Annotated in this window: 18 protein-coding genes; 6 read left to right on the top strand and 12 right to left on the bottom strand. The window is 71.8% G+C overall.

From position 1 onward, the window contains the following. Positions 1-12: 12 nt before the first annotated feature. From AB0L56_RS20415 to AB0L56_RS20390, 6 genes are all read right to left on the bottom strand, one after another. Positions 13-189, bottom strand: a complete 177-nt coding sequence (locus tag AB0L56_RS20415; RefSeq protein ID WP_037934856.1) for a membrane protein — start codon at positions 187-189, stop codon at positions 13-15. A gap of 13 nt (positions 190-202) precedes the next feature. Continuing rightward, positions 203-2,014: a protein kinase gene (locus AB0L56_RS20410; RefSeq protein ID WP_365425063.1), complete on the bottom strand. Its 1,812-nt coding sequence runs from the start codon at positions 2,012-2,014 to the stop codon at positions 203-205. A 264-nt stretch (positions 2,015-2,278) separates the two neighbouring features. After that, a complete protein-coding gene (locus tag AB0L56_RS20405) occupies positions 2,279-3,229 on the bottom strand; it encodes a cytochrome c oxidase assembly protein (protein WP_365425061.1) in 951 nt (316 codons plus the stop codon). 170 nt (positions 3,230-3,399) lie between these two features. After that, on the bottom strand, positions 3,400-4,425 hold the full coding sequence (locus AB0L56_RS20400) for a 6-phosphofructokinase (RefSeq protein ID WP_361023905.1): 1,026 nt from the start codon (positions 4,423-4,425) through the stop codon (positions 3,400-3,402). Between the two features lie 200 nt (positions 4,426-4,625). Beyond that, positions 4,626-5,354 (bottom strand): glutamine amidotransferase, encoded by a 729-nt coding sequence (locus tag AB0L56_RS20395; protein WP_361023902.1) that lies wholly within the window; start codon positions 5,352-5,354, stop codon positions 4,626-4,628. A gap of 24 nt (positions 5,355-5,378) precedes the next feature. Beyond that, complete coding sequence (locus AB0L56_RS20390; RefSeq protein WP_361023899.1) at positions 5,379-6,617, bottom strand: MurT ligase domain-containing protein; 1,239 nt, start codon at positions 6,615-6,617, stop codon at positions 5,379-5,381. 146 nt (positions 6,618-6,763) lie between these two features. Here AB0L56_RS20390 and def point away from each other — a divergent pair, with 146 nt between their 5' ends. After that, entirely contained in the window at positions 6,764-7,312 is a 549-nt protein-coding gene (def, locus tag AB0L56_RS20385; protein WP_361023896.1) for a peptide deformylase, read from the top strand. A 9-nt stretch (positions 7,313-7,321) separates the two neighbouring features. On the opposite strand, the gene AB0L56_RS20380 is transcribed toward def, so the two are convergent. After that, complete coding sequence (locus tag AB0L56_RS20380) at positions 7,322-7,963, bottom strand: TetR family transcriptional regulator (RefSeq protein ID WP_365425058.1); 642 nt, start codon at positions 7,961-7,963, stop codon at positions 7,322-7,324. Positions 7,964-8,131: 168 nt separating this feature from the next. On the opposite strand from AB0L56_RS20380, the gene AB0L56_RS20375 reads away from it, so the two are divergent. After that, positions 8,132-9,358 (top strand): acyl-CoA dehydrogenase family protein, encoded by a 1,227-nt coding sequence (locus tag AB0L56_RS20375; protein ID WP_365425056.1) that lies wholly within the window; start codon positions 8,132-8,134, stop codon positions 9,356-9,358. A 195-nt stretch (positions 9,359-9,553) separates the two neighbouring features. Here AB0L56_RS20375 and AB0L56_RS20370 read toward each other — a convergent pair whose 3' ends face one another. The 5 genes from AB0L56_RS20370 to AB0L56_RS20350 form a co-directional block, all read right to left on the bottom strand. Next, on the bottom strand, positions 9,554-9,790 hold the full coding sequence (locus AB0L56_RS20370; RefSeq protein WP_004991175.1) for a DUF6213 family protein: 237 nt from the start codon (positions 9,788-9,790) through the stop codon (positions 9,554-9,556). 25 nt (positions 9,791-9,815) lie between these two features. Further along, positions 9,816-11,201, bottom strand: a complete 1,386-nt coding sequence (locus tag AB0L56_RS20365; RefSeq protein WP_365425054.1) for an NADP-dependent succinic semialdehyde dehydrogenase — start codon at positions 11,199-11,201, stop codon at positions 9,816-9,818. Positions 11,202-11,278: 77 nt separating this feature from the next. Beyond that, positions 11,279-11,743 (bottom strand): NUDIX domain-containing protein, encoded by a 465-nt coding sequence (locus tag AB0L56_RS20360; RefSeq protein ID WP_365425052.1) that lies wholly within the window; start codon positions 11,741-11,743, stop codon positions 11,279-11,281. Next, positions 11,740-13,278: an ATP-dependent DNA ligase gene (locus AB0L56_RS20355; RefSeq protein ID WP_365425051.1), complete on the bottom strand. Its 1,539-nt coding sequence runs from the start codon at positions 13,276-13,278 to the stop codon at positions 11,740-11,742. Before AB0L56_RS20355 ends, AB0L56_RS20360 begins: the two co-directional genes overlap by 4 nt. 12 nt (positions 13,279-13,290) lie before the next feature. Next, the gene (locus AB0L56_RS20350; protein WP_365425050.1) at positions 13,291-14,274 is read right to left on the bottom strand and encodes an NAD(P)/FAD-dependent oxidoreductase; all 984 of its coding nucleotides are present in this window, start codon (positions 14,272-14,274) and stop codon (positions 13,291-13,293) included. A gap of 78 nt (positions 14,275-14,352) precedes the next feature. Between AB0L56_RS20350 and AB0L56_RS20345 the strand changes: the two genes are divergently transcribed. The 4 genes from AB0L56_RS20345 to AB0L56_RS20330 all read left to right on the top strand — a co-directional run bounded on the left by AB0L56_RS20345 (position 14,353) and on the right by AB0L56_RS20330 (position 18,297). Continuing rightward, positions 14,353-14,928, top strand: coding sequence for an XRE family transcriptional regulator (locus tag AB0L56_RS20345; RefSeq protein ID WP_365425048.1), 576 nt, complete (start codon positions 14,353-14,355; stop codon positions 14,926-14,928). A gap of 116 nt (positions 14,929-15,044) precedes the next feature. Beyond that, positions 15,045-16,019 (top strand): NADPH:quinone oxidoreductase family protein, encoded by a 975-nt coding sequence (locus AB0L56_RS20340; RefSeq protein ID WP_365425045.1) that lies wholly within the window; start codon positions 15,045-15,047, stop codon positions 16,017-16,019. Beyond that, positions 16,016-17,197, top strand: a complete 1,182-nt coding sequence (locus AB0L56_RS20335; RefSeq protein WP_365425043.1) for an acyl-CoA dehydrogenase family protein — start codon at positions 16,016-16,018, stop codon at positions 17,195-17,197. Before AB0L56_RS20340 ends, AB0L56_RS20335 begins: the two co-directional genes overlap by 4 nt. Further along, complete coding sequence (locus tag AB0L56_RS20330) at positions 17,194-18,297, top strand: acyl-CoA dehydrogenase family protein (RefSeq protein WP_365425041.1); 1,104 nt, start codon at positions 17,194-17,196, stop codon at positions 18,295-18,297. The genes AB0L56_RS20335 and AB0L56_RS20330 overlap by 4 nt, the downstream gene beginning before the upstream one ends. Positions 18,298-18,432 lie beyond the last annotated feature (135 nt).

Below are 18,432 nucleotides of genomic sequence, written 5' to 3'. Positions count from 1 at the left end.
CCCGCTCGCCCCTCAGGTGCTGCGGGTGGCGACCATCCCCAGGGTGATCAGACCCAGGACCACCCAGCCGAACCACAGCCAGCCGTTGCTGCCGAGCGCCACCGTGTAGGCCGTCACGGCCACCAGCGCCCCTACGGTGAGCACTCCCATGGTCTTCGTCGACGTTGAACCGTTCGTGGTACCGGGCATCGCAACACCCTCCTCATGGTTCGGTTCCCTCCATGGTGCCCCCGTTCTGCCGCCTCACGGTGCACACGACCACATGTGCGCCCGACTTCCAGGACCTCTCGCCCACCCACGACCCCGTCTCGTGGACCGACGGGTCGAAGCCGTAGTCACGGGGCGCAACCTCGCGTGCACACATCGCATCCGACCGGGTGCGTGCCTCGGCCGGCGTGACGTCCTCCCCTAGCCGCGCGAAACCGAGCACCTGCTCGTCGTACGTCCCCTCGCACGACACCAGCCGCGCCTCCCGGCGGGACCCTACGTCCAGACAGTCCCGCCGCTGCATCGTCGCCGTGTCGGCGAACACCGTCCCGGTGCGGCGCCGGTCCCCGAGCGGCCCGTACACCGGACCGTGCGCCCCGAGCACCAGACACGCGGTACGCCGCCCGGCCGCCTCGAACCCGTCCGGCACCGGTACGACAGCCAGTTCCTGGACGTCGGCCAGCCGGCCGCGCAGCTCCCGGGTCCGCTCCTCGCACAGGGCCGGGCCACGCTCCCGCGCCTCGTCGTCCGACGCGGCCGGCACCGACGCCATCACCTGCCCGTCGGGAGCCGCGCCCGAACAGTCCGGGTCGACGGTCAGCCGGGGCGTGCCGGTGAACCGGGTGCCGCCGGGCCAGTCGGCCCGAACACAGTCGCCCTCCCGCAACGGCTTCACCAGCCCGACCGCTTCGCCGTACGGCAGCGCTTTCCCGCCGGCGCCCGCCTCGCGGTCGGCCAGCGCGTACCAGGCCCCGCCCAGGGCCAGCACCGTGCCCAGAACGCCCGCGAGCAGCGCGCGCACGGCCTGCGGGCGGGAGCTGCGGCGGTGACCGGCGCCGGAGCGGCCGTACCGGTCCGCCTCGGGCACGGGAGGCGGCGGGGCGTCCCACGGCGGCCGGGAGCCGAGGTCCGTCCGCGTCCGCGGATACGCCTCCGACTGCGGTGTCACGATCCGCGCCAGCTCGGCCTCCACCTCGGGCGCGGTCGCCCGCAGTTCCGGGTCCTTGGCGAGCAGCTTCCGCAGCACCGGCTCCAGCGCGCCCGCCCGCACCGGCGCACGCGGTTCCTCCAGGACGACGGCGGTCACCGACGCCAGCGGGGACTCCCGCGCGAAGGGTGCCCGGCCCTCCACCGCGTGGTAGAGCGTGCAGCCGAGCGAGAACAGATCGGCCGCGGGCGTCGGCGGACCGCCGGTCGCCCGCTCCGGCGCCAGATAGCCGGCGGTGCCGACCAGCGCGGACGCCATGGTGTACCGCGTCTCCCCGGTGTCCGGCTGCACGGAGATCCCGTAGTCGGTGAGCAGCACCCGCGCGTACGGCACACCGGTGCGGTCCGGCGCGAGCAGGATGTTCGCCGGTTTCACGTCCCGGTGCATCACCCCCCGCTCGTGCCCGGCCGTCAGCGCGTCCAGGACGGCCAGCCCGATCCGGGCGCACTCGGCAGGGGCCAGGGGGCCACTGCGGGCGAGCAGGCCGCGCAGGTCGACGGCGCCCGCGAGGTACTCCATGACGATCCACGGCAGCCCCTCGTGCTCCAGCACGTCGTGGACGGTCACCACATGGGGGTGACCGCGCAGACCGGCGGCGTGCCGGGCCTCCGCGCGGGCCCTGGCGACCCGGGCCGCCCGCTCCTGGCCGGGTTCGGCCGGATCGCCGAACACGATCTCCTTGAGGGCGACCTCGCACGCGAGCCGCTGGTCATGGGCGAGCCACACATGCCCCATGCCACCGCCGCCAAGTCGTCGCAGCAGCAGATAGCGGCCGGCGATCACCCGGCCCACGCCCGGTGTCGGTGATCCTGACGGCATCCCGTCACTCCCACCGGAAAGAACGCCGGGCCGCAGCGCCATTCCGCGCGCGATCGCACATCCGTTCTGGAGTGGCGAAGAAAAGGGAACAGTCATTCCCTTTGTGTGATCGAGCTTCTTTTCCCGCCCCGTGCGTGTGCGTGTACGTGCGACATCCCATGACCGCTCCCCCTCGGCGGTTCCCCCTGGCGCATCATGCTACTGGAGGAATTCGCCCGTTCAAGGGGACGGGGAAATCTCAAAGGGACGGGGAAATCGGTGAATTCAGTTCCGCCGCGCGTGCAGTGAGGCCAGATAGGCGTTGTACGCCTCGAGTTCCTTGTCCCCGTCCCGGTCGGCCGCGCGGTCCTGGCGCTTCGCCTGCCGCTGGTCGGAGGCGTACCACTGGAACAGCAGCGCCAGCAGCACCAGGACGGAGGGAACCTCGCTGAACGCCCAGGCGATGCCGCCCGCCGCGTTCTGGTCGGACAGCGCGTCGACGGCGAGGGAGGCGGGCGGATTCTCGAACGTCGTGACCATTGGCGTCGACGCCATCATCAGCGCGATACCGAAGAACGCGTGGAACGGCATGCCCGCGAAGAGTTCCAGCATGCGCATCAGATAGCCCGGCCGGTGCGGGCCGGGGTCCACGCCCATGATCGGCCAGAAGAAGACCAGCCCCACGGCGAGGAAATGCACCATCATCGCGACATGACCCACCCTGGAACCCATCAGGAAGTCGAACAGCGGGGTGAAGTACAGCCCGTAGAGGCTCGCGATGAACAGCGGAATGGTGAACACCGGGTGGGTGACGATCCGCATGTAACGGCTGTGCAGGAACATCAGCAGCAGCTCGCGCGGCCCCTTGCGGCCGCGCGCGGCCGGCGGCAGGGCGCGCAGCGCCAGCGTGATGGGGGCACCGAGCAGGATCAGGATCGGGGACACCATGCTGATCATCATGTGCTGCACCATGTGCACGCTGAACATGACCATGCCGTAGTCGTTCAGCTTGGTGCACATCATGAGCCCGATGCTCAGCACACCGGCGACGAACGCCACGGTGCGCCCCACCGGCCACTTGTCACCGCGCCGTACCAGCCGGACCACGCCCCAGCCGTACAGCGCCAGTGCGAGCAGACAGGCGAGGAGGAAGAAGGGATCCGCCGACCAGGCGAGCCCTCGCCCCAGCGTGAACGGCGGCAGATCCATCGTCATGCCGTGCCCGCTGTGATCCATCCGCCGGCTCCTGATTCGTGGGGGTTGTACGCGTCTGTCCGCCCCACAGAGTACGGCGAACCCCGGCCGCCTCTGCGACCGGGGTCAGCTGGAGCGCCCCGTCAAGGGGCGCGGGAAGTTGCGCGATCAACAACACACGAAACCGCGGGCGCCCGAGCGCTACCCGCGTCTCACAACACGCACCCGGCCTCGGCGTACCGCTCCTCCGGCACCGTCTTCAGCGTCTCCACCGCCTCCGCGAGGGACACCATCACGATGTCGGTGCCCCGCAGCGCGGTCATCCGTCCGAACTCGCCCCGGTGCACCGCCTCCACCGCGTGCCACCCGAACCGGGTGGCCAGCACGCGGTCGTACGCCGTGGGCGTCCCGCCGCGCTGCACATGACCGAGGATCACCGGCCGCGCCTCCTTGCCGAGCCGCGCCTCCAGCTCCAGCGAGAGCTGCCGGGCGATACCGGCGAACCGCTCGTGGCCGTACATGTCCTTGCCGCCCTCGTCGAAGTCCATGGTGCCGGCCTTCGGCTTGGCCCCCTCCGCCGCGACGACGATCGCGAACCGCTTCCCGGCCGAGAACCGCTCGCCGACCTTCGCGGTCAGCTCGTCGATATCGAAGGGCCGTTCGGGTACGACGATGGCGTGCGCGCCGGCCGCCATCCCGGAGTGCAGCGCGATCCAGCCGGTGTGACGGCCCATGACCTCGACGATCAGTACCCGCTGGTGGGACTCGGCGGTGGTCTTCAGCCGGTCCAGGGCCTCGGTCGCCACCCCGACGGCGGTGTCGAAACCGAAGGTGACGTCGGTGACGGCGATGTCGTTGTCGATGGTCTTCGGCACACCGACTATCGGCAGGCCGTTGTCGGAGAGCAGCCGGGCCGCCTTGAGCGTGCCCTCGCCGCCGATCGGGATGATCGCGTCGAGGCCGAGCTCCTGGACGTGCCCCTTGGCGCGCTCCACACCGTCGCGCAGATGCTCGGGGCGCACCCGGGAGGAGCCGAGGATGGTGCCGCCGCGGGCGAGGATGCCGCTCACCGCGTCGAGGTCGAGCTTGAGGTAGTCGCACTCCAGGAGGCCCCTCCACCCGTCCCGGAAGCCGATGACCTCGTCGCCGTGGTCGACGACGGCGCGGTGCACGACGGACCGGATGACGGCGTTCAGGCCGGGGCAGTCGCCGCCGGACGTGAGGACACCAATGCGCATAGCCCGAAACAACCTTCTCGATGTGGGCCGGGACCGGACCGCGCTGTCCGGCTCGATCCCCGCCACCCTAGCGGTTTCGGGGGGCGGGACCGCACCTGGCGTCCGCCTGCTGGACGACCCCGCTCACCTGTGCGGAGCAGCCGTCAGACGGGCCCGTCCGGGCCCGCCCGGCGGCCGGGGTGTCCCGTGCTCGGGACGCCTCAGGCGGGCTGCTGCGCCGCCGCGATGCGCTCGTCGCGCAGTGCCTCGTACCAGCGGTCGTCGGTCGGCGGCAGCGCGTTGACATCGAGCGCCAGCTTCAGCAGCAGGTCCGCGATCTGGGGGTTGCGGGCCAGCACGGGACCGTGCATGTACGTGCCGAAGACCGTGTCGTTGAACGCGCCCTCCGTGCCGTCCCCCGTGCCGTTGCCGTTGCCGAAACGCACCTGGGCGAACGGGCGCGCCGTGGGACCCAGGTGGGTGACGCCCTGGTGGTTCTCGAACCCGGTCAGCGGGGGCAGACCGAGCTGCGGGTTGATGTCCGCCAGCACATCGCCCACGCACCGGGAGCCCTCACCGCGCACCGAGACCACGTCGAGCAGTCCGAGGCCCGGCTCTCGCTGGCCGAGGTCGTTGATGAACTCGTGGCCGAGGATCTGGTAGCCGGCGCACACCGAGAACACGATCGCGCCGTTCTCCACCGCGCGGTGCAGACCGCCGTCCCGGCGCAGCCGCTCGGCGGCCAGCCGCTGCGGACGGTCCTCGCCGCCGCCGATCAGGTAGATGTCGCCGGAGGTAGGGATCGCCTGGTCGCTGCGCACGTCGAGCCGTGCCACGTCCAGGCCGCGCTGGCGCGCCCGGCGCTCCACGACGAGCACGTTGCCCTGGTCGCCGTACGTGCTGAGCAGGTCCGGGTAGATCCAGACGACCCGCAGCTGGTTGTCGCTCACTTCAAGTCCCCTGAGGTGTCGTGGTCAGTTGCCGACGCGGCGGCGCAGGTCCTGGAACGCGGTGTAGTTGGCGATGACTTCGATCCGGCCGGGCGGGCACAGCTGGACCGCCTGGTCGAGGTTCTCGCAGACCTGGAACTGCTGGTTGGCGACCTCCAGCCGCACGGCCAGGTCCAGCTTGCGGTCGCCGATGACGCAGATCGGGTGGCCGGTGAGCCGCGTGTAGTCCACGTCCCACAGCCAGGAGGTGTCGGTGCCGTCGGCGGAGCGGGCGTTCACCGAGAGGATCACCGGGGTCGGCGGCGGGTCGATCAGCGAGAACGTCTCGAGCCAGCCCGCGGGGTTCTTGGCCAGCAGCAGGCGCAGATCGCGGCCCTCGAACTGCACCACGTCGTAGCGGCCGGCCACGGCCTGCACCTGGTACATGCGCTCCAGGGCGACCTGCGGCGGCACCCCGAACACGGCGGCGACGGCGGCGGAGCTCGCGGCGTTGGCCTTGTTGGCGCGGCCCGGCAGCTGGAGGTGGATCGGCCAGGCGGAACCGTGCGGGTCGAGCACGTGGTCGCCGGAGAGCGCCCAGCTGGGGGTCGGCCGGCGGAAACCGCACTCGCCGCAGAACCAGTCGTCGCCCGGGCGCTGCATCACACCGCCGCACGAGGGGCAGGACCAGGCGTCGTCCTTCCACATCTGGCCGGCGGCGACCCAGATCACGTTGGGGGAGGAGGAGGCGGCCCACACCACCAGCGGGTCGTCGGCGTTGGCGACGACGACGGCCTTGGAGCCGGCCAGGCCCTCGCGCCAGTTCTCCGCGAGCATCCGGGTCTCGGCGGCGCGGTCGAGCTGGTCGCGGGAGAGGTTGAGCAGGGCGATGCACTTCGGGTCGGTGTCCCGGGCGACACCGGCCAGGTACTTCTCGTCGACCTCTATGACGCCGAACTTCGCGTCCGAGCGGCCGGCGAGCGCCGAGGTGATACCGGCCGGCATGTTGGCGCCGAGCGCGTTGGAGACGACCGGTCCCGCGGCCCGCAGCGCCTCCGCGATGAGCCGGGTCGTGGTGGTCTTGCCATTGGTCGCCGAGACCAGGACGCAGTCCAGGTTCTGCGCGAGCCGGGCGAGGAGATCGGGGTCGAGCTTGAGTGCCACCCGGCCGCCGATCACCGAACCGCTGCCGCGCCCGGCGGCGCGGGATGCCGCTGCGACCGCCTTGCCGGCGGTCACGGCCAGCTTGGCCCGCGGCGAGAGCGGGTCCGAGTTGCCTGCCATCAGTTCTCGATCCTCCTTGCGTACGCGCCGCGTCTGTGCCTGACGGCCACGTGGTGAGACCTCAGCCTATCGAGATCCATTCGCACTCCAGAACCGCGGCACCCTCGTGAGACGGGCGCTGCTGGTAGGACCGTACTCTTGCCGCCATGCGACACGGCTCCATCCCCGGCGTCCACGGACGTGTGCGGCCCCTCACCCTGCTCGGCGATCCGGTGCTGCACGCGCCCTGCCGGGAGGTCACCGACTTCGGGCCGGAACTCGGCCGTCTGGTGGAGGACTTGTTCGCGACGATGTACGCGGCGCAGGGCGTGGGCCTGGCCGCCAACCAGGTCGGCGAGCCGCTGCGGGTGTTCGTCTTCGACTGCCCGGACGACGAGGACGTCCGGCACCGGGGCCATGTGGTGAACCCGCGGCTGGTCGAGACGGACGGGGTGGTGCTGCGCGGTCCGGAGGGCTGTCTGTCGCTGCCCGGTCTGGAGGCGGGCACGGAGCGGTACGACCACGCGGTCGTCGAGGGCGTCACGGTGACCGGGGAACCGGTCACCGTCCACGGCACCGGGTTCTTCGCCCGGTGCCTGCAGCACGAGTGCGACCATCTGGAGGGCGGTGTCTACGCCGACCGTCTGACGGGGTGGCGGCGCCGCAGGCTCCTGCGCCGGGCGAGCCGGGCCCCGTGGATGCGGCCCGCCCGGTGACCGGGGGTCTCAGAACCCGGGGCCTCCCGCCTTGTCCCCCGCGGCCGCGAGCCGCCCCCACAGCAGATCCGCCAGGCTGCGTACCAACTCCGCCCGGGAGCAGGGCCGTTCGCCGAGCCACCAGTCACCGGCCGCGTGCATCATGCCGACGATGCCGTGCCCCCAGACCCGGGCCAGCTGCTGGCTGCCCGGCCCGAGGTCCAGCCGGTCCTCGATCACCTGCGCCAGCTCCTCGCCCATCCGCCGCAGCAGCGGCGCCGAGTGCTTGCCGACGTCGAAGCCGTGGTCGCTCTGCGAGCCCTCCGCGGGATGCATCAGGAACCGGTACACCTGGGGGCGCGCCTCGATCGCCGACAGATAGGTGTCCAGCGTGGCCTCGACCCGCTCCCGGCGGTCCGCCGGGGCGTCCAGCGCGGCCCGCAGCGAATCCAGAAGCGCGTCGGTGTGCCGCTTGGCCAGGGCCGCGTAGAGTCCTCCCTTGTCACCGAAGTGCCGGTAGAGGATCGGCTTGGTGATGCCGGCCTCGGCGGCGATCGCGTTCATCGAGGCCCCCGGGCCGTCGCGCAGCACCACTCGGTCGGCGGCCTCGAGCAGCTCGCGTCGGCGTCGGTCGGCCGAACGCTGCTGATCGGTCCGCTGTGTGGTGTCCATGAGCTCTCCCCACCCGTGCTGGTTCGGTAACGCCTGCGCAAACTAACACTGACGGATCCGCAGGCATCGAACGGGATACGGACCGTCCTGAGGAGTTGACTTTTCCTACCCGTCAGTAACAGACTCCTGTTACCGCAAGTAACATGCACGTGCGCCGCTGGAGGGGTCATGGCCGAGTTCACCATGGAGCTCAACGACGAACAGAAGGAGGTCCGCGACTGGCTGCACGGCTTCGCCGCCGATGTCATCCGCCCCGCGGCCGCCGAATGGGACGAGCGTGAGGAGACTCCCTGGCCGGTCATCCAGGAGGCCGCCAAGGTCGGCATCTACTCCCTGGACTTCTACGCCCAGCAGTACTTCGACGCAAGCGGCCTGGGCATTCCGATGGCCATGGAGGAGCTGTTCTGGGGCGACGCGGGCATCGCCCTGTCGATCGTCGGCACCGGCCTCGCCGCCGTGGGCGTCCTCGCCAACGGCACCGAGGAGCAGATCGGCACCTGGATCCCCCAGATGTACGGCGACGTCAACGATGTCAAGGTCGCCGCCTTCTGCTCCTCCGAACCCGATGCCGGCTCCGATGTGGCCTCCATGCGCACCCGCGCGGTGTACGACGAGGCCAAGGACGAGTGGGTCATCAACGGCACCAAGACCTGGGCGACCAACGGCGGCATCGCCAACGTCCACGTGGTGGTGGCGGTCGTCGACCCGGAGCTCGGCTCCAAGGGCCACGCCTCCTTCATCATCCCGCCGGGCACCCCCGGCTGCTCCCAGGGCCAGAAGTTCAAGAAGCACGGCATCCGCGCCTCGCACACCGCCGAGGTCATCCTCGACAACGTGCGCGTCCCCGGCTCCTGCCTGCTCGGCGGCAAGGAGAAGCTGGACGAGCGCCTCGCACGCGCCCGCGAGAAGGCGAAGCAGGGGGGTGAGCGCGTGAAGAACGCCGCGATGGCCACCTTCGAGGCATCCCGCCCTGCCGTCGGCGCCATGGCGGTCGGCACCGCCCGCGCGGCGTACGAGGTCGCCCTGGACTACGCCACCACCCGTGAGCAGTTCGGCCGCCCGATCATCGACAACCAGGGCGTCGCCTTCCAGCTCGCGGACATGCGCACCCAGATCGACGCCGCCCGTCTCCTCGTGTGGCGCGCCTCCTGGATGGCGATCAACGGGAAACCGTTCACGGCGGCCGAGGGCTCCATGTCCAAGCTGTTCGCCAGCGAGACGGCCAAGAAGGTCACCGCCCAGGCGATCCAGATCCTCGGCGGCAACGGCTACACCCGCGAGTACCCGGTCGAGCGGATGCACCGCGACGCCGCCATCTACACGATCTTCGAGGGGACGAGCGAGATCCAGCGCCTGGTGATCGCCCGAACCCTGTCGGGCCTGCCGATCCGCTGAGCCGGCCCCCATGGACAACCCGGCGGCGCGCGGCGCCGCCGGGTTACCTGTGCCCCGGCTCCGGGGAAACGTGAACGCCCGCTTGCTCCGGACCTACGAGGCGAGCTTCTGGTCAACGTTGGGAAGCACACTCAGGGGCGCGGGGAACTGCGCGACAAGCTCCCACTGCCCGCACCCGGCACTGAACCCGCGCAGCTACGGCGCACCCCCACTGCTGTGGGCAATGCACGCCACGTCGATCCGATCGGCAAGCTTCGCCAGCTCGATCGTCAGCGCAGCGACCGTGTCCTCGTCGAGCCCGTCCTCCCCCGCCTCGACCAGCCGGACCCACCGCCCACCCACCGTACGCAGCAGCTTGCTGACGTCGGCGGCGGCAACCTGCAGGGTCCCGCGGTCGTCGACGATCAGCGGAAGAGTCACTTCGCGGTTCACAGTCGGGATCGTAGCCGCGCGGGCATCACGCACCCTGCCAAACCGTGGTGATGTTGCAGAACTCCCGGATTCCGTGCCCGGACAGCTCACGCCCGTACCCCGACCGCTTCACCCCGCCGAACGGGAACGCCGGATGGGACGCCGTCATGCCGTTCACATACACACTGCCGGCCTCCAGATCCCGTACGAACCGGTCGACCTCGGCCTCGTCGCGGGTCCAGACGTTGGAACTCAGCCCGAAGTCGGTGTCGTTGGCGATCAGCACCGCCTCGTCGATGTCCGCCGCGCGATACAGCGTGGCGACCGGGCCGAAGGCCTCCTCCCGGTGGATGCGCATCTCCCGGCCGATCCCGGCCAGCACGGTCGGCGGATAGAACCAGCCGGGCCCCTCGGGACGCTCGCCGCCGCACAGCACGGTGGCGCCGGCCCTTACGGCGTCGTCGACCAACTCCTCCAGATCCTTGCGGCCCTTTTCGCTGGAGAGCGGGCCCATGTCCGTCTCCTCGTCCATCGGGTCGCCGATCTTCAGTGCCTTCATGCCGGCCGTGAAACGCTCCGTGAACGCGTCGTAGACGTCCGTGTGCACGATGAACCGTTTCGCGGCGATGCAGGACTGCCCCGCGTTCTGCGTCCGCGCGGTCACCGCCACCTCGGCGGCCCGGTCCAGATCCGCGGAGGGCATCACCACGTACGGGTCGCTGCCGCCCAACTCCAGCACCGTCTTCTTGATCATCTCCCCGGCGGTGGAGGCGACCGCGCGGCCCGCGGGCTCGCTCCCGGTCAGGGTGGCCGCCTTCACCCGCTCGTCCCGCAGGATGTCGTCGACCGCGGCCGAGCCGATGAGCAGCGTCTGGAAGCAGCCCTCGCTGAAGCCCGCGCGGTGGAACAGATCCTCCAGATACAGGGCGGTCTGCGGCACGTTCGAGGCGTGTTTGAGCAGGCCCACGTTGCCCGCCATCAGCGCGGGCGCGGCGAACCGCACCACCTGCCACAGCGGGAAGTTCCACGGCATCACGGCGAGCACCGGACCCAGCGGCCGGTAGCGCACCAGGACCCGGGAGGCCCCGGAGTCCTTCACATCGGCGGCGTCGGGTTCCTCGTCGGCGAGGAGTTCCGCCGCGTGATCGGCGAACCAGCGCATCGCCTTGGCGCACTTCGCGGCCTCCGCGCGGGCCTGCTTGACCGGCTTGCCCATCTCCGTGGTGATCACCCGGCCGATGGCCTCCTGGTCCTCGTCGAGGATCTCGGCGGCCTGGTGCATCAGACGGGCACGCTCCTCGAAGCTCGTCGTCCGGTACGTCCGGAACGTGGCCTCCGCGAGCTGGAGCCGGTGCCCGATCTCCTCCTCGTCCATGGGGTGGTACGTCTTGACGGTCTCGCCGGTCGCCGGATTCACCGTGGCGATGTGCATCGCTGACCTCCCTGGGGACGGGCCCTGCCTTTTGACCCTCCCGCGCGGCGGTGGGCGGCGCAACGCGGGAAGCTTCCTCAGGGCGAGTGCTCCGCCAAGCGGTCGAGAAACGCGGCCTGCGCGGGGACGATCACTTCCCGGGCCCGGTCCAGGGGGAACCACGCGACCCGGTCCAGCTCCGGGAACTCCTGGATCCGCCCCGACTTCGGCGGCCACTCCATCTCGAACGTGCCGGGGTCCACCGTCTCCGGGTCCAAATCGGCCTCGACCGCCCAGGCCGTCACGGTCTTCCCACCCGTCTGCCGCACCTCTCCGAGCGGTACGGCCTCCCCGTCGGGTGGCGGCAGCCCCAGCTCCTCCTCGAACTCGCGGCGCGCCGCCTCCCAGGCCGGCTCCTCGGGGCCGTACTCGCCCTTCGGCACGGTCCAGGCCCCGGTGTCCCGGTTGCGGAAGAACGGGCCGCCCATATGACCGAGCAAGACCTCAAGACCCTGAGGGGTGTGCCGGTACAACAGCAGGCCGGCGCTCCGGGAGCCCGTCACGGCCGTACCCCTGGGTGCGCGGCGAGCAGGGCCTCCACGGTGTCCGCCTCCTCGGGGCGCTTGTCCTCGCGGTAACGGAGCACGCGGGCGAAGCGGAGGGTGACGCCGGCCGGGTAGCGGGTGGAGCGCTGCAGGCCGTCGTAGGCGATCTCCACGACGAGCTCGGGGCGCACCGTGACGACGTGTCGGCTCTCCTCGACCGCCAGCTCCCGCAGCCGCTCGGTCTGCCACTCCAGCATCGTGTCGGTCATGCCCTTGAAGGTCTTGCCGAGCATGGCGAAACCGCCGTCGGCGGTACGCGCGCCCAGGTGCAGATTGGAGAGCTTGCCGGTACGGCGGCCGTGGCCCCACTCGGCGGCCAGCACCACCAGGTCGAGGGTGTGCACGGGCTTGACCTTCAGCCAGGAGGCGCCTCGCCGGCCCGCGCTGTAGGGAGCGTCCAGGCCCTTGGCCACGACGCCCTCGTGGCCGCGCTCGAGCGTCTCGGCCAGGAACCGCTCCGCCGCGTCCTCGTCCCCGGGACCGGACACCACGGTGCGCCGTACTCGCATCGGTTCCGGGACCAGCCGGGCCAGTTCCGCGTGCCGCTCGGAGAACGGCAGGTCCAGCAGGTCGCGGCCGTCGACGGACAGTGCGTCGAAGAAGACGGGGGAGACGGGCACCTCCCGGGCGGCCGTGGCGACGTCCACCCGGGAGCCGACCCGTCCGGCGGTCTCTTGGAACGAGCGGGGGCGGCCGTCGTCGCCGAAGGAGATGACCTCCCCGTCCAGGATGAACCGCTCGCCCCGCAACTCCCGGGCCGCCGCCGTCACTTCCGGCACCCGGTCGGTGATGTCGTCGAGGGTGCGGGTGTGCACGCGCACGGTGTCGCCGTCACGGTGGACCTGGACGCGGATGCCGTCGAGCTTCTCCTCGACCGCGCAGGCCCCCAGCTTCCCGACCGCCTCGGCGACCGAGGACGCGCTGTGCGCCAGCATCGGCAGCACCGGGCGCCCGACGGTGAGCCGGAACCGCTCCAGCGCCCCGGGGCCGTCCGCGAGCAGCGCCTCGGCCACCGACTGGAGGGAACCGGCCAGCATCACCGCCCGCCGCACTTCGGCCGGCGCAGCCCCCGTCGCCTGCGCCAGCCCCTCGACCGCGACCGCGTCCAGGGCCCCCTGGCGGACCTCGCCGGTGAGCAGACCGAACAGGAACCGCTGCTCGTCCTCGGTGGACGCGCCGAGCAACTCACCCACCAGCCGCGCCCGCTCGGCCTGGGAGCCCGGACCGGACACCTTGCCCAGCGAGGTGAGCAGGGCGTCCACCTCGCGCACCGTCAGGGACGGCTCGGAGGCGGGCGCGACCGGACGGCTCAGCACCTTCCAGCCGACGCCGATGCGCCCCTGCGGCAGCCGGCCCGCCAGATACGGGATGACGACCGGCACGTCCTCCGCCTCCGCCTCCCGGAACAGCTCGGCGAGCAGAGCGATCTTCCGGGACCGCGCCGAGGTGGCGGCGACCTCCTGGGACACACGGGCCAGCCGGGAGAGCAGCATGCAGCCATGGTGCTACGGAGCCGGACGCTCCACACCCCGGCCGTCCGGTGCCTGTGCGCCCACCGCGGCGTCCAGGCGGCTCATCAGCAGGTCGCCGACGATCGCGGCCGCCGCGCGGTAGCCGCCGCTCGCCGCGTGCACGACCTGCTCGGCGAAACCGATCGCGTTGCCCGCGGCCCAGACCCCGGGCACCGTGGTCAGACCGGTCGGGTCGACGACCGGATACGCGCCGAACGGTGTCTCGTCCATCTCGGCGCCCAGCCTCTCCAGCAGGCCCGTCCGCGGCAGCGGGCGCGGGGCGACGAACAGCACCGAGCGGGCGTGCGTGGTGCCGTCGGCCAGCCGCACCCCGGCGAGCCGGCCGTCCTCGACCACCAGCTCCGCCACCTCACCGGGCACCACATCGACCCCGGCGGCGGCCAGCCGGCGCAGGTCCTCGTCGGTCAGCTCCTCCTCGGCGACCCGGTGCGGGAAGAAGGTGACGTCCTTGGACCACTGGGACACCATCAGCGCCTGGTGCACGCTCATCGCACTCCACGCGAGCACCGCGAAGGGCTGGTCGCGCACCTCCCAGCCGTGGCAGAACGGGCAGTGCAGTACGTCCTGCCCGAAGCGCTCGGCGACCCCGGGGACGTCCGGCAGTTCGTCCTTCAGTCCGGTGGCGACGATCAGCCGCCGGGCCCGCACGACCCCTCCCGCCTCGAGTACGACGGTGAAGTCCTCGCCCCTGGTGACGTCCGTGACCCGGTCCCGGACCAGCTCGACGCCGTAGCGCGCGATCTCCTCCCGGCCCTGCGCCAGGAACTCGGCCGGTGACATTCCGTCCCGGGACAGATAACCGTGCATGTGCGCCGAGGGCGCGTTGCGCGGCTCGCCCGCGTCGACCACCAGGGTGCGTTGCCGGGCCCGGCCCAGCACCAGCGCGGCGGACAGTCCGGCCACCCCGCCGCCGACGACCACCACGTCGTGGAGCTCGTTGCGGTCCGTCTCGTTCATCGTGACCACCTCCTGGGACGACGGTCGCCCGGCCACTGCCGCATTGACAAACACCTTTGCCGATTCTGCAATGGTGCTGTGACGACCGACGACGTTCTCGCGGATGTGGGACCCAGGCTGCGACGGATCCGGAAGGAGCGCGAGGTGACGCTCGCGGTGCTGTCGGAGGCGACCGGCATATCCGTCAGCACCCTCTCGCGGCTGGAGTCCGGGCTGCGCAAACCCAGCCTCGAACTGCTGCTGCCCATCGCCCAGGCCCACCAGGTGGGGCTGGACGAACTGGTCGGTGCCCCGCCGGTCGGCGATCCGCGCATCCGCGCATCCGAGCCGATCCGGCGTTACGGCCGCACCCACTGGCCGCTCACCCGCCAGCCCGGCGGGCTCCAGGCGTACAAGGTGCTCGAACCGAAGCGGAGGCTCGAACCCGAACCGCGCACCCACGAGGGCTACGAGTGGCTGTATGTGCTGTCCGGCAGGCTGCGGCTGGTGCTCGGCGAGCATGACGTGGTGCTGGTGGCGGGGGAGGCGGCCGAGTTCGACACGCGCGTGCCGCACTGGTTCGGGTCGACGGGCGAAGGGCCCGTGGAGTTCCTCAGCCTGTTCGGTCCCCAGGGGGAGCGGATGCATGTGCGGGCACGTCCACGGCGGGGCTGACAGCGGCGTCCGGCGGATGTGAGGGACAAGACTGTTCCCCGATGGGCAAGCGACCGCTTAGTATGCGGTGGACCGGTCAGGCGAACCCGACGTTCACAGTCCCGTGGAGGCCCCGCATGCAGGCATGGCAAGTGCACGAGCTCGGCGAGCCGGGCGAGGTGATGCGCCTCGCGGAGACCGAGCGCCCGGCGCCCGCCGGGGGACAGGTCCTGCTGAAGGTGCGCGCCGCCAACATCAACTTCCCGGACGCCCTGATGTGCCGGGGCCAGTACCAGGTGAGGCCCCCGCTGCCGTTCACCCCCGGCGTGGAGATCTGCGGCGAGACCGAGGACGGGCGCCGGGTGATCGCCAACCCCGCGCTGCCGTACGGCGGCTTCGCCGAGTACGCCGTCGCCGACGCCGCCGCCCTGCTGCCCGCCCCGGACGCGCTGGACGACGCCCAGGCCGCGGCCCTGCACATCGGCTACCAGACGGGCTGGTTCGCCCTGCACCGGCGGGCCCGCCTGGAGGCCGGCGAGACCCTGCTCGTCCACGCCGCCGCGGGCGGCGTCGGCAGTGCCGCCGTACAGCTCGGCAAGGCGGCGGGCGCCACCGTGATCGGCGTGGTCGGCGGCGCCGCGAAGGCGGCCGTCGCCCGCGAACTGGGCTGCGACACGGTGATCGACCGGCGCGAACAGGACGTCGTCGCCGCGGTCAAGGAGGCCACCGGCGGACGCGGCGCGGACGTGGTCTTCGACCCGGTGGGCGGCGACGCCTACGCCCAGTCCGCCAAGACCGTCGCCTTCGAGGGCCGTATCGTCGTCGTCGGCTTCGCGAGCGGATTCATCCCCAGCCCCGCGCTGAACCACGCCCTGATCAAGAACTACGCGATCCTCGGCCTGCACTGGGGCCTGTACAACACCAAGAACCCCAAGCTGGTCCAGCACTGCCACGAGCAGCTCACCGACCTCGCCGCTCGGGGCGCCGTCAAGCCGCTGGTGAGCGAGCGCGTCCCGCTCGCGGGGGCCGCCGACGCCGTGCAGCGGGTCGCCGACGGTCTCACCACCGGGCGGGTCGCCGTGCTGCCCTCGCAGAACGGAGCCGCCGCATGACCGACGCCGCCGAACTGCGCCGCCGCACCCAAGAGCTGCTGGCCTCCCACCCGCCCGCGGACACCGATCGCCTCGCGTTCCTCCGCGCCCGCTTCGACGCCGGCCTCGCCTGGGTGCACTTCCCCGAAGGGCTCGGCGGACTCGGCCTTCCGCGTTCCCTCCAGCCCGTCGTCGACGCCGAACTGGAGGCCGCCGGAGCCCCCGGCAACGACCCGCGCCGCATCGGCATCGGTCTGGGTATGGCCGCGCCGACCATCCTCCAGTACGGCACCGAGGAACAGAAGGCCCGCTTCCTGAGGCCCCTGTGGACCGGCGAGGAGGTCTGGTGCCAGCTCTTCAGCGAGCCCGGCGCCGGCTCCGACCTGGCCGCGCTCGGCACCCGCGCCGTCCGTGAAGGCGACGACTGGGTGGTCGACGGGCAGAAGGTGTGGACGTCCAGCGCCCACCTCGCCCGCTGGGCCATCCTCATCGCCCGCACCGACCCGGACGTGCCCAAGCACCGCGGCATCACCTACTTCGTCTGCGACATGACCGACCCCGGCGTCGAGGTCCGGCCACTGCGCCAGATCACCGGCGAGGCCGAGTTCAACGAGGTGTTCCTCACCGGCGTACGGATCCCCGACGCCCACCGCCTGGGCGGGACCGGTGACGGCTGGCGGGTCGCGCAGACCACCCTCAACAACGAGCGCGTCGCCATCGGCGGTATGCGGCTGCCCCGCGAGGGCGGCATGATCGGCCCGGTCGCGAAGACCTGGCGCGAACGCCCCGGACTGCGCACCCACGACCTGCACCAGCGGCTGCTGAAACTCTGGGTCGACGCCGAGGTCGCCCGGCTCACCGGCGAACGCCTGCGCCAGCAGCTCGTCGCCGGACAGCCCGGCCCCGAGGGCGCCGGCATGAAACTCGCCTTCGCCCGCCTCAACCAGGAGATCAGCGGCCTGGAGGTGGAACTGCGCGGCGAGGAGGGCCTGCTGTACGACGACTGGACCATGCGCCGTCCCGAACTGGTCGACTTCACCGGACGCGACGCCGGCTACCGGTACCTCCGCTCCAAGGGCAACAGTATCGAGGGCGGGACCAGCGAGGTCCTGCTGAACATCGTCGCCGAGCGCGTCCTCGGCCTCCCGGCCGAGCCGCGCACCGACAAGGACGTCGCATGGAAGGACCTGGCCCGATGAGCACACAGCCGGACCTGCTGTACTCGGAGGAGGAACAGGCGCTGCGCGCCGCCGTCCGGGACCTGCTCACCGACCACTGCGACGCGGCGGGTGTGATCGCCCGCTGCGAGTCCGACGCCCCGCACGACCTGTCCCTGTGGAAGGCGCTCACCGACGGCATGGGCCTCGCCGGCCTGCTGGTGCCCGAGGACAGGGGCGGTCAGGGCGCCACCCACCGGGAAGCCGCGGTGGTCCTGGAGGAGCTGGGGCGCGCGGTCGCTCCTGTGCCGTATCTGACCAGCGCCGTGGTCGCCACCGAGGCGCTGCTCGCCTGCGAGGCGGCGGACGACCTCCTCGCCGGCCTGGCGACCGGGCGGCGGATCGGCTCCCTCGCCGTGGGGCTGCACGTGGCTCCCGGCGCCGCGTTCCCCACCGTACGGCTCGACAGCGGCGCCCTGCACGGGGAGCTGACCGGCATCGCGGACGCCGCGGTCGCCGACGTACTGCTCGTGCCGGCGGACGACGGCGGGCTGTACGCGGTGGAGGCCGACACCGACACCGACACCGACATCGTCACCGTCACTCCGCAGACGTCCCTGGACCTCACCCGGCCCCTCGCCCGGATCGCCCTCCACGGCGCCCCGGGACGCCGCCTCGGCGACGCGGAACCCGCCGTACGCCGCGCCCTGCGGGCCGGAGCCGGACTGCTCGCCTCGGAGCAACTCGGCCTCGCCGACTGGTCGCTGACCGAGACCGTCCGGTATCTGAAGGACCGTAAGCAGTTCAACCGGCCCGTCGGCGGCTTCCAGGCGCTCAAGCACCGGCTTGCCCAGCTGTGGCTGGAGGTGGTCAGCCTCCGCGCGGCCGCACGCAACGCCGCCGACGCCCTGGCCACCGATGAGGACGCCGGCATGGCGGTCGCCGTTGCCCAGGCCTACGCCGCGCCCGTCGCGGTCCGTGCCGCCGAGGAGGCACTGCAACTGCACGCCGGCATCGGCATGACCTGGGAACACCCGGTGCACCTCTACCTCAAGCGGGCCAAGGCGGACTCGATCGCCTACGGCACCGCGGGCGCCCACCGCGAGGCGCTCGCCGAACTGGTCGACCTGAGAGCACCCTGACCGGCCGGACCAGGGAAGCCCGCCCCTCAGGGGGCGGGCTTCTTCGCGCGCTCCCGGTCCGGAGAAGTGAACGCCCGACGGCGGATCGGCCAACTCAGCGCACGGCACTGCTCCTTGGGCACCGCGGGACCTCAT

Source organism: Streptomyces sp. NPDC052079 (assembly GCF_040680275.1).
Classification (GTDB): Bacteria; Actinomycetota; Actinomycetes; order Streptomycetales; family Streptomycetaceae; genus Streptomyces.
The sequence above is the reverse complement of the archived record's forward strand: the minus strand, read 5'-3'. Positions and strand labels throughout refer to the sequence as shown.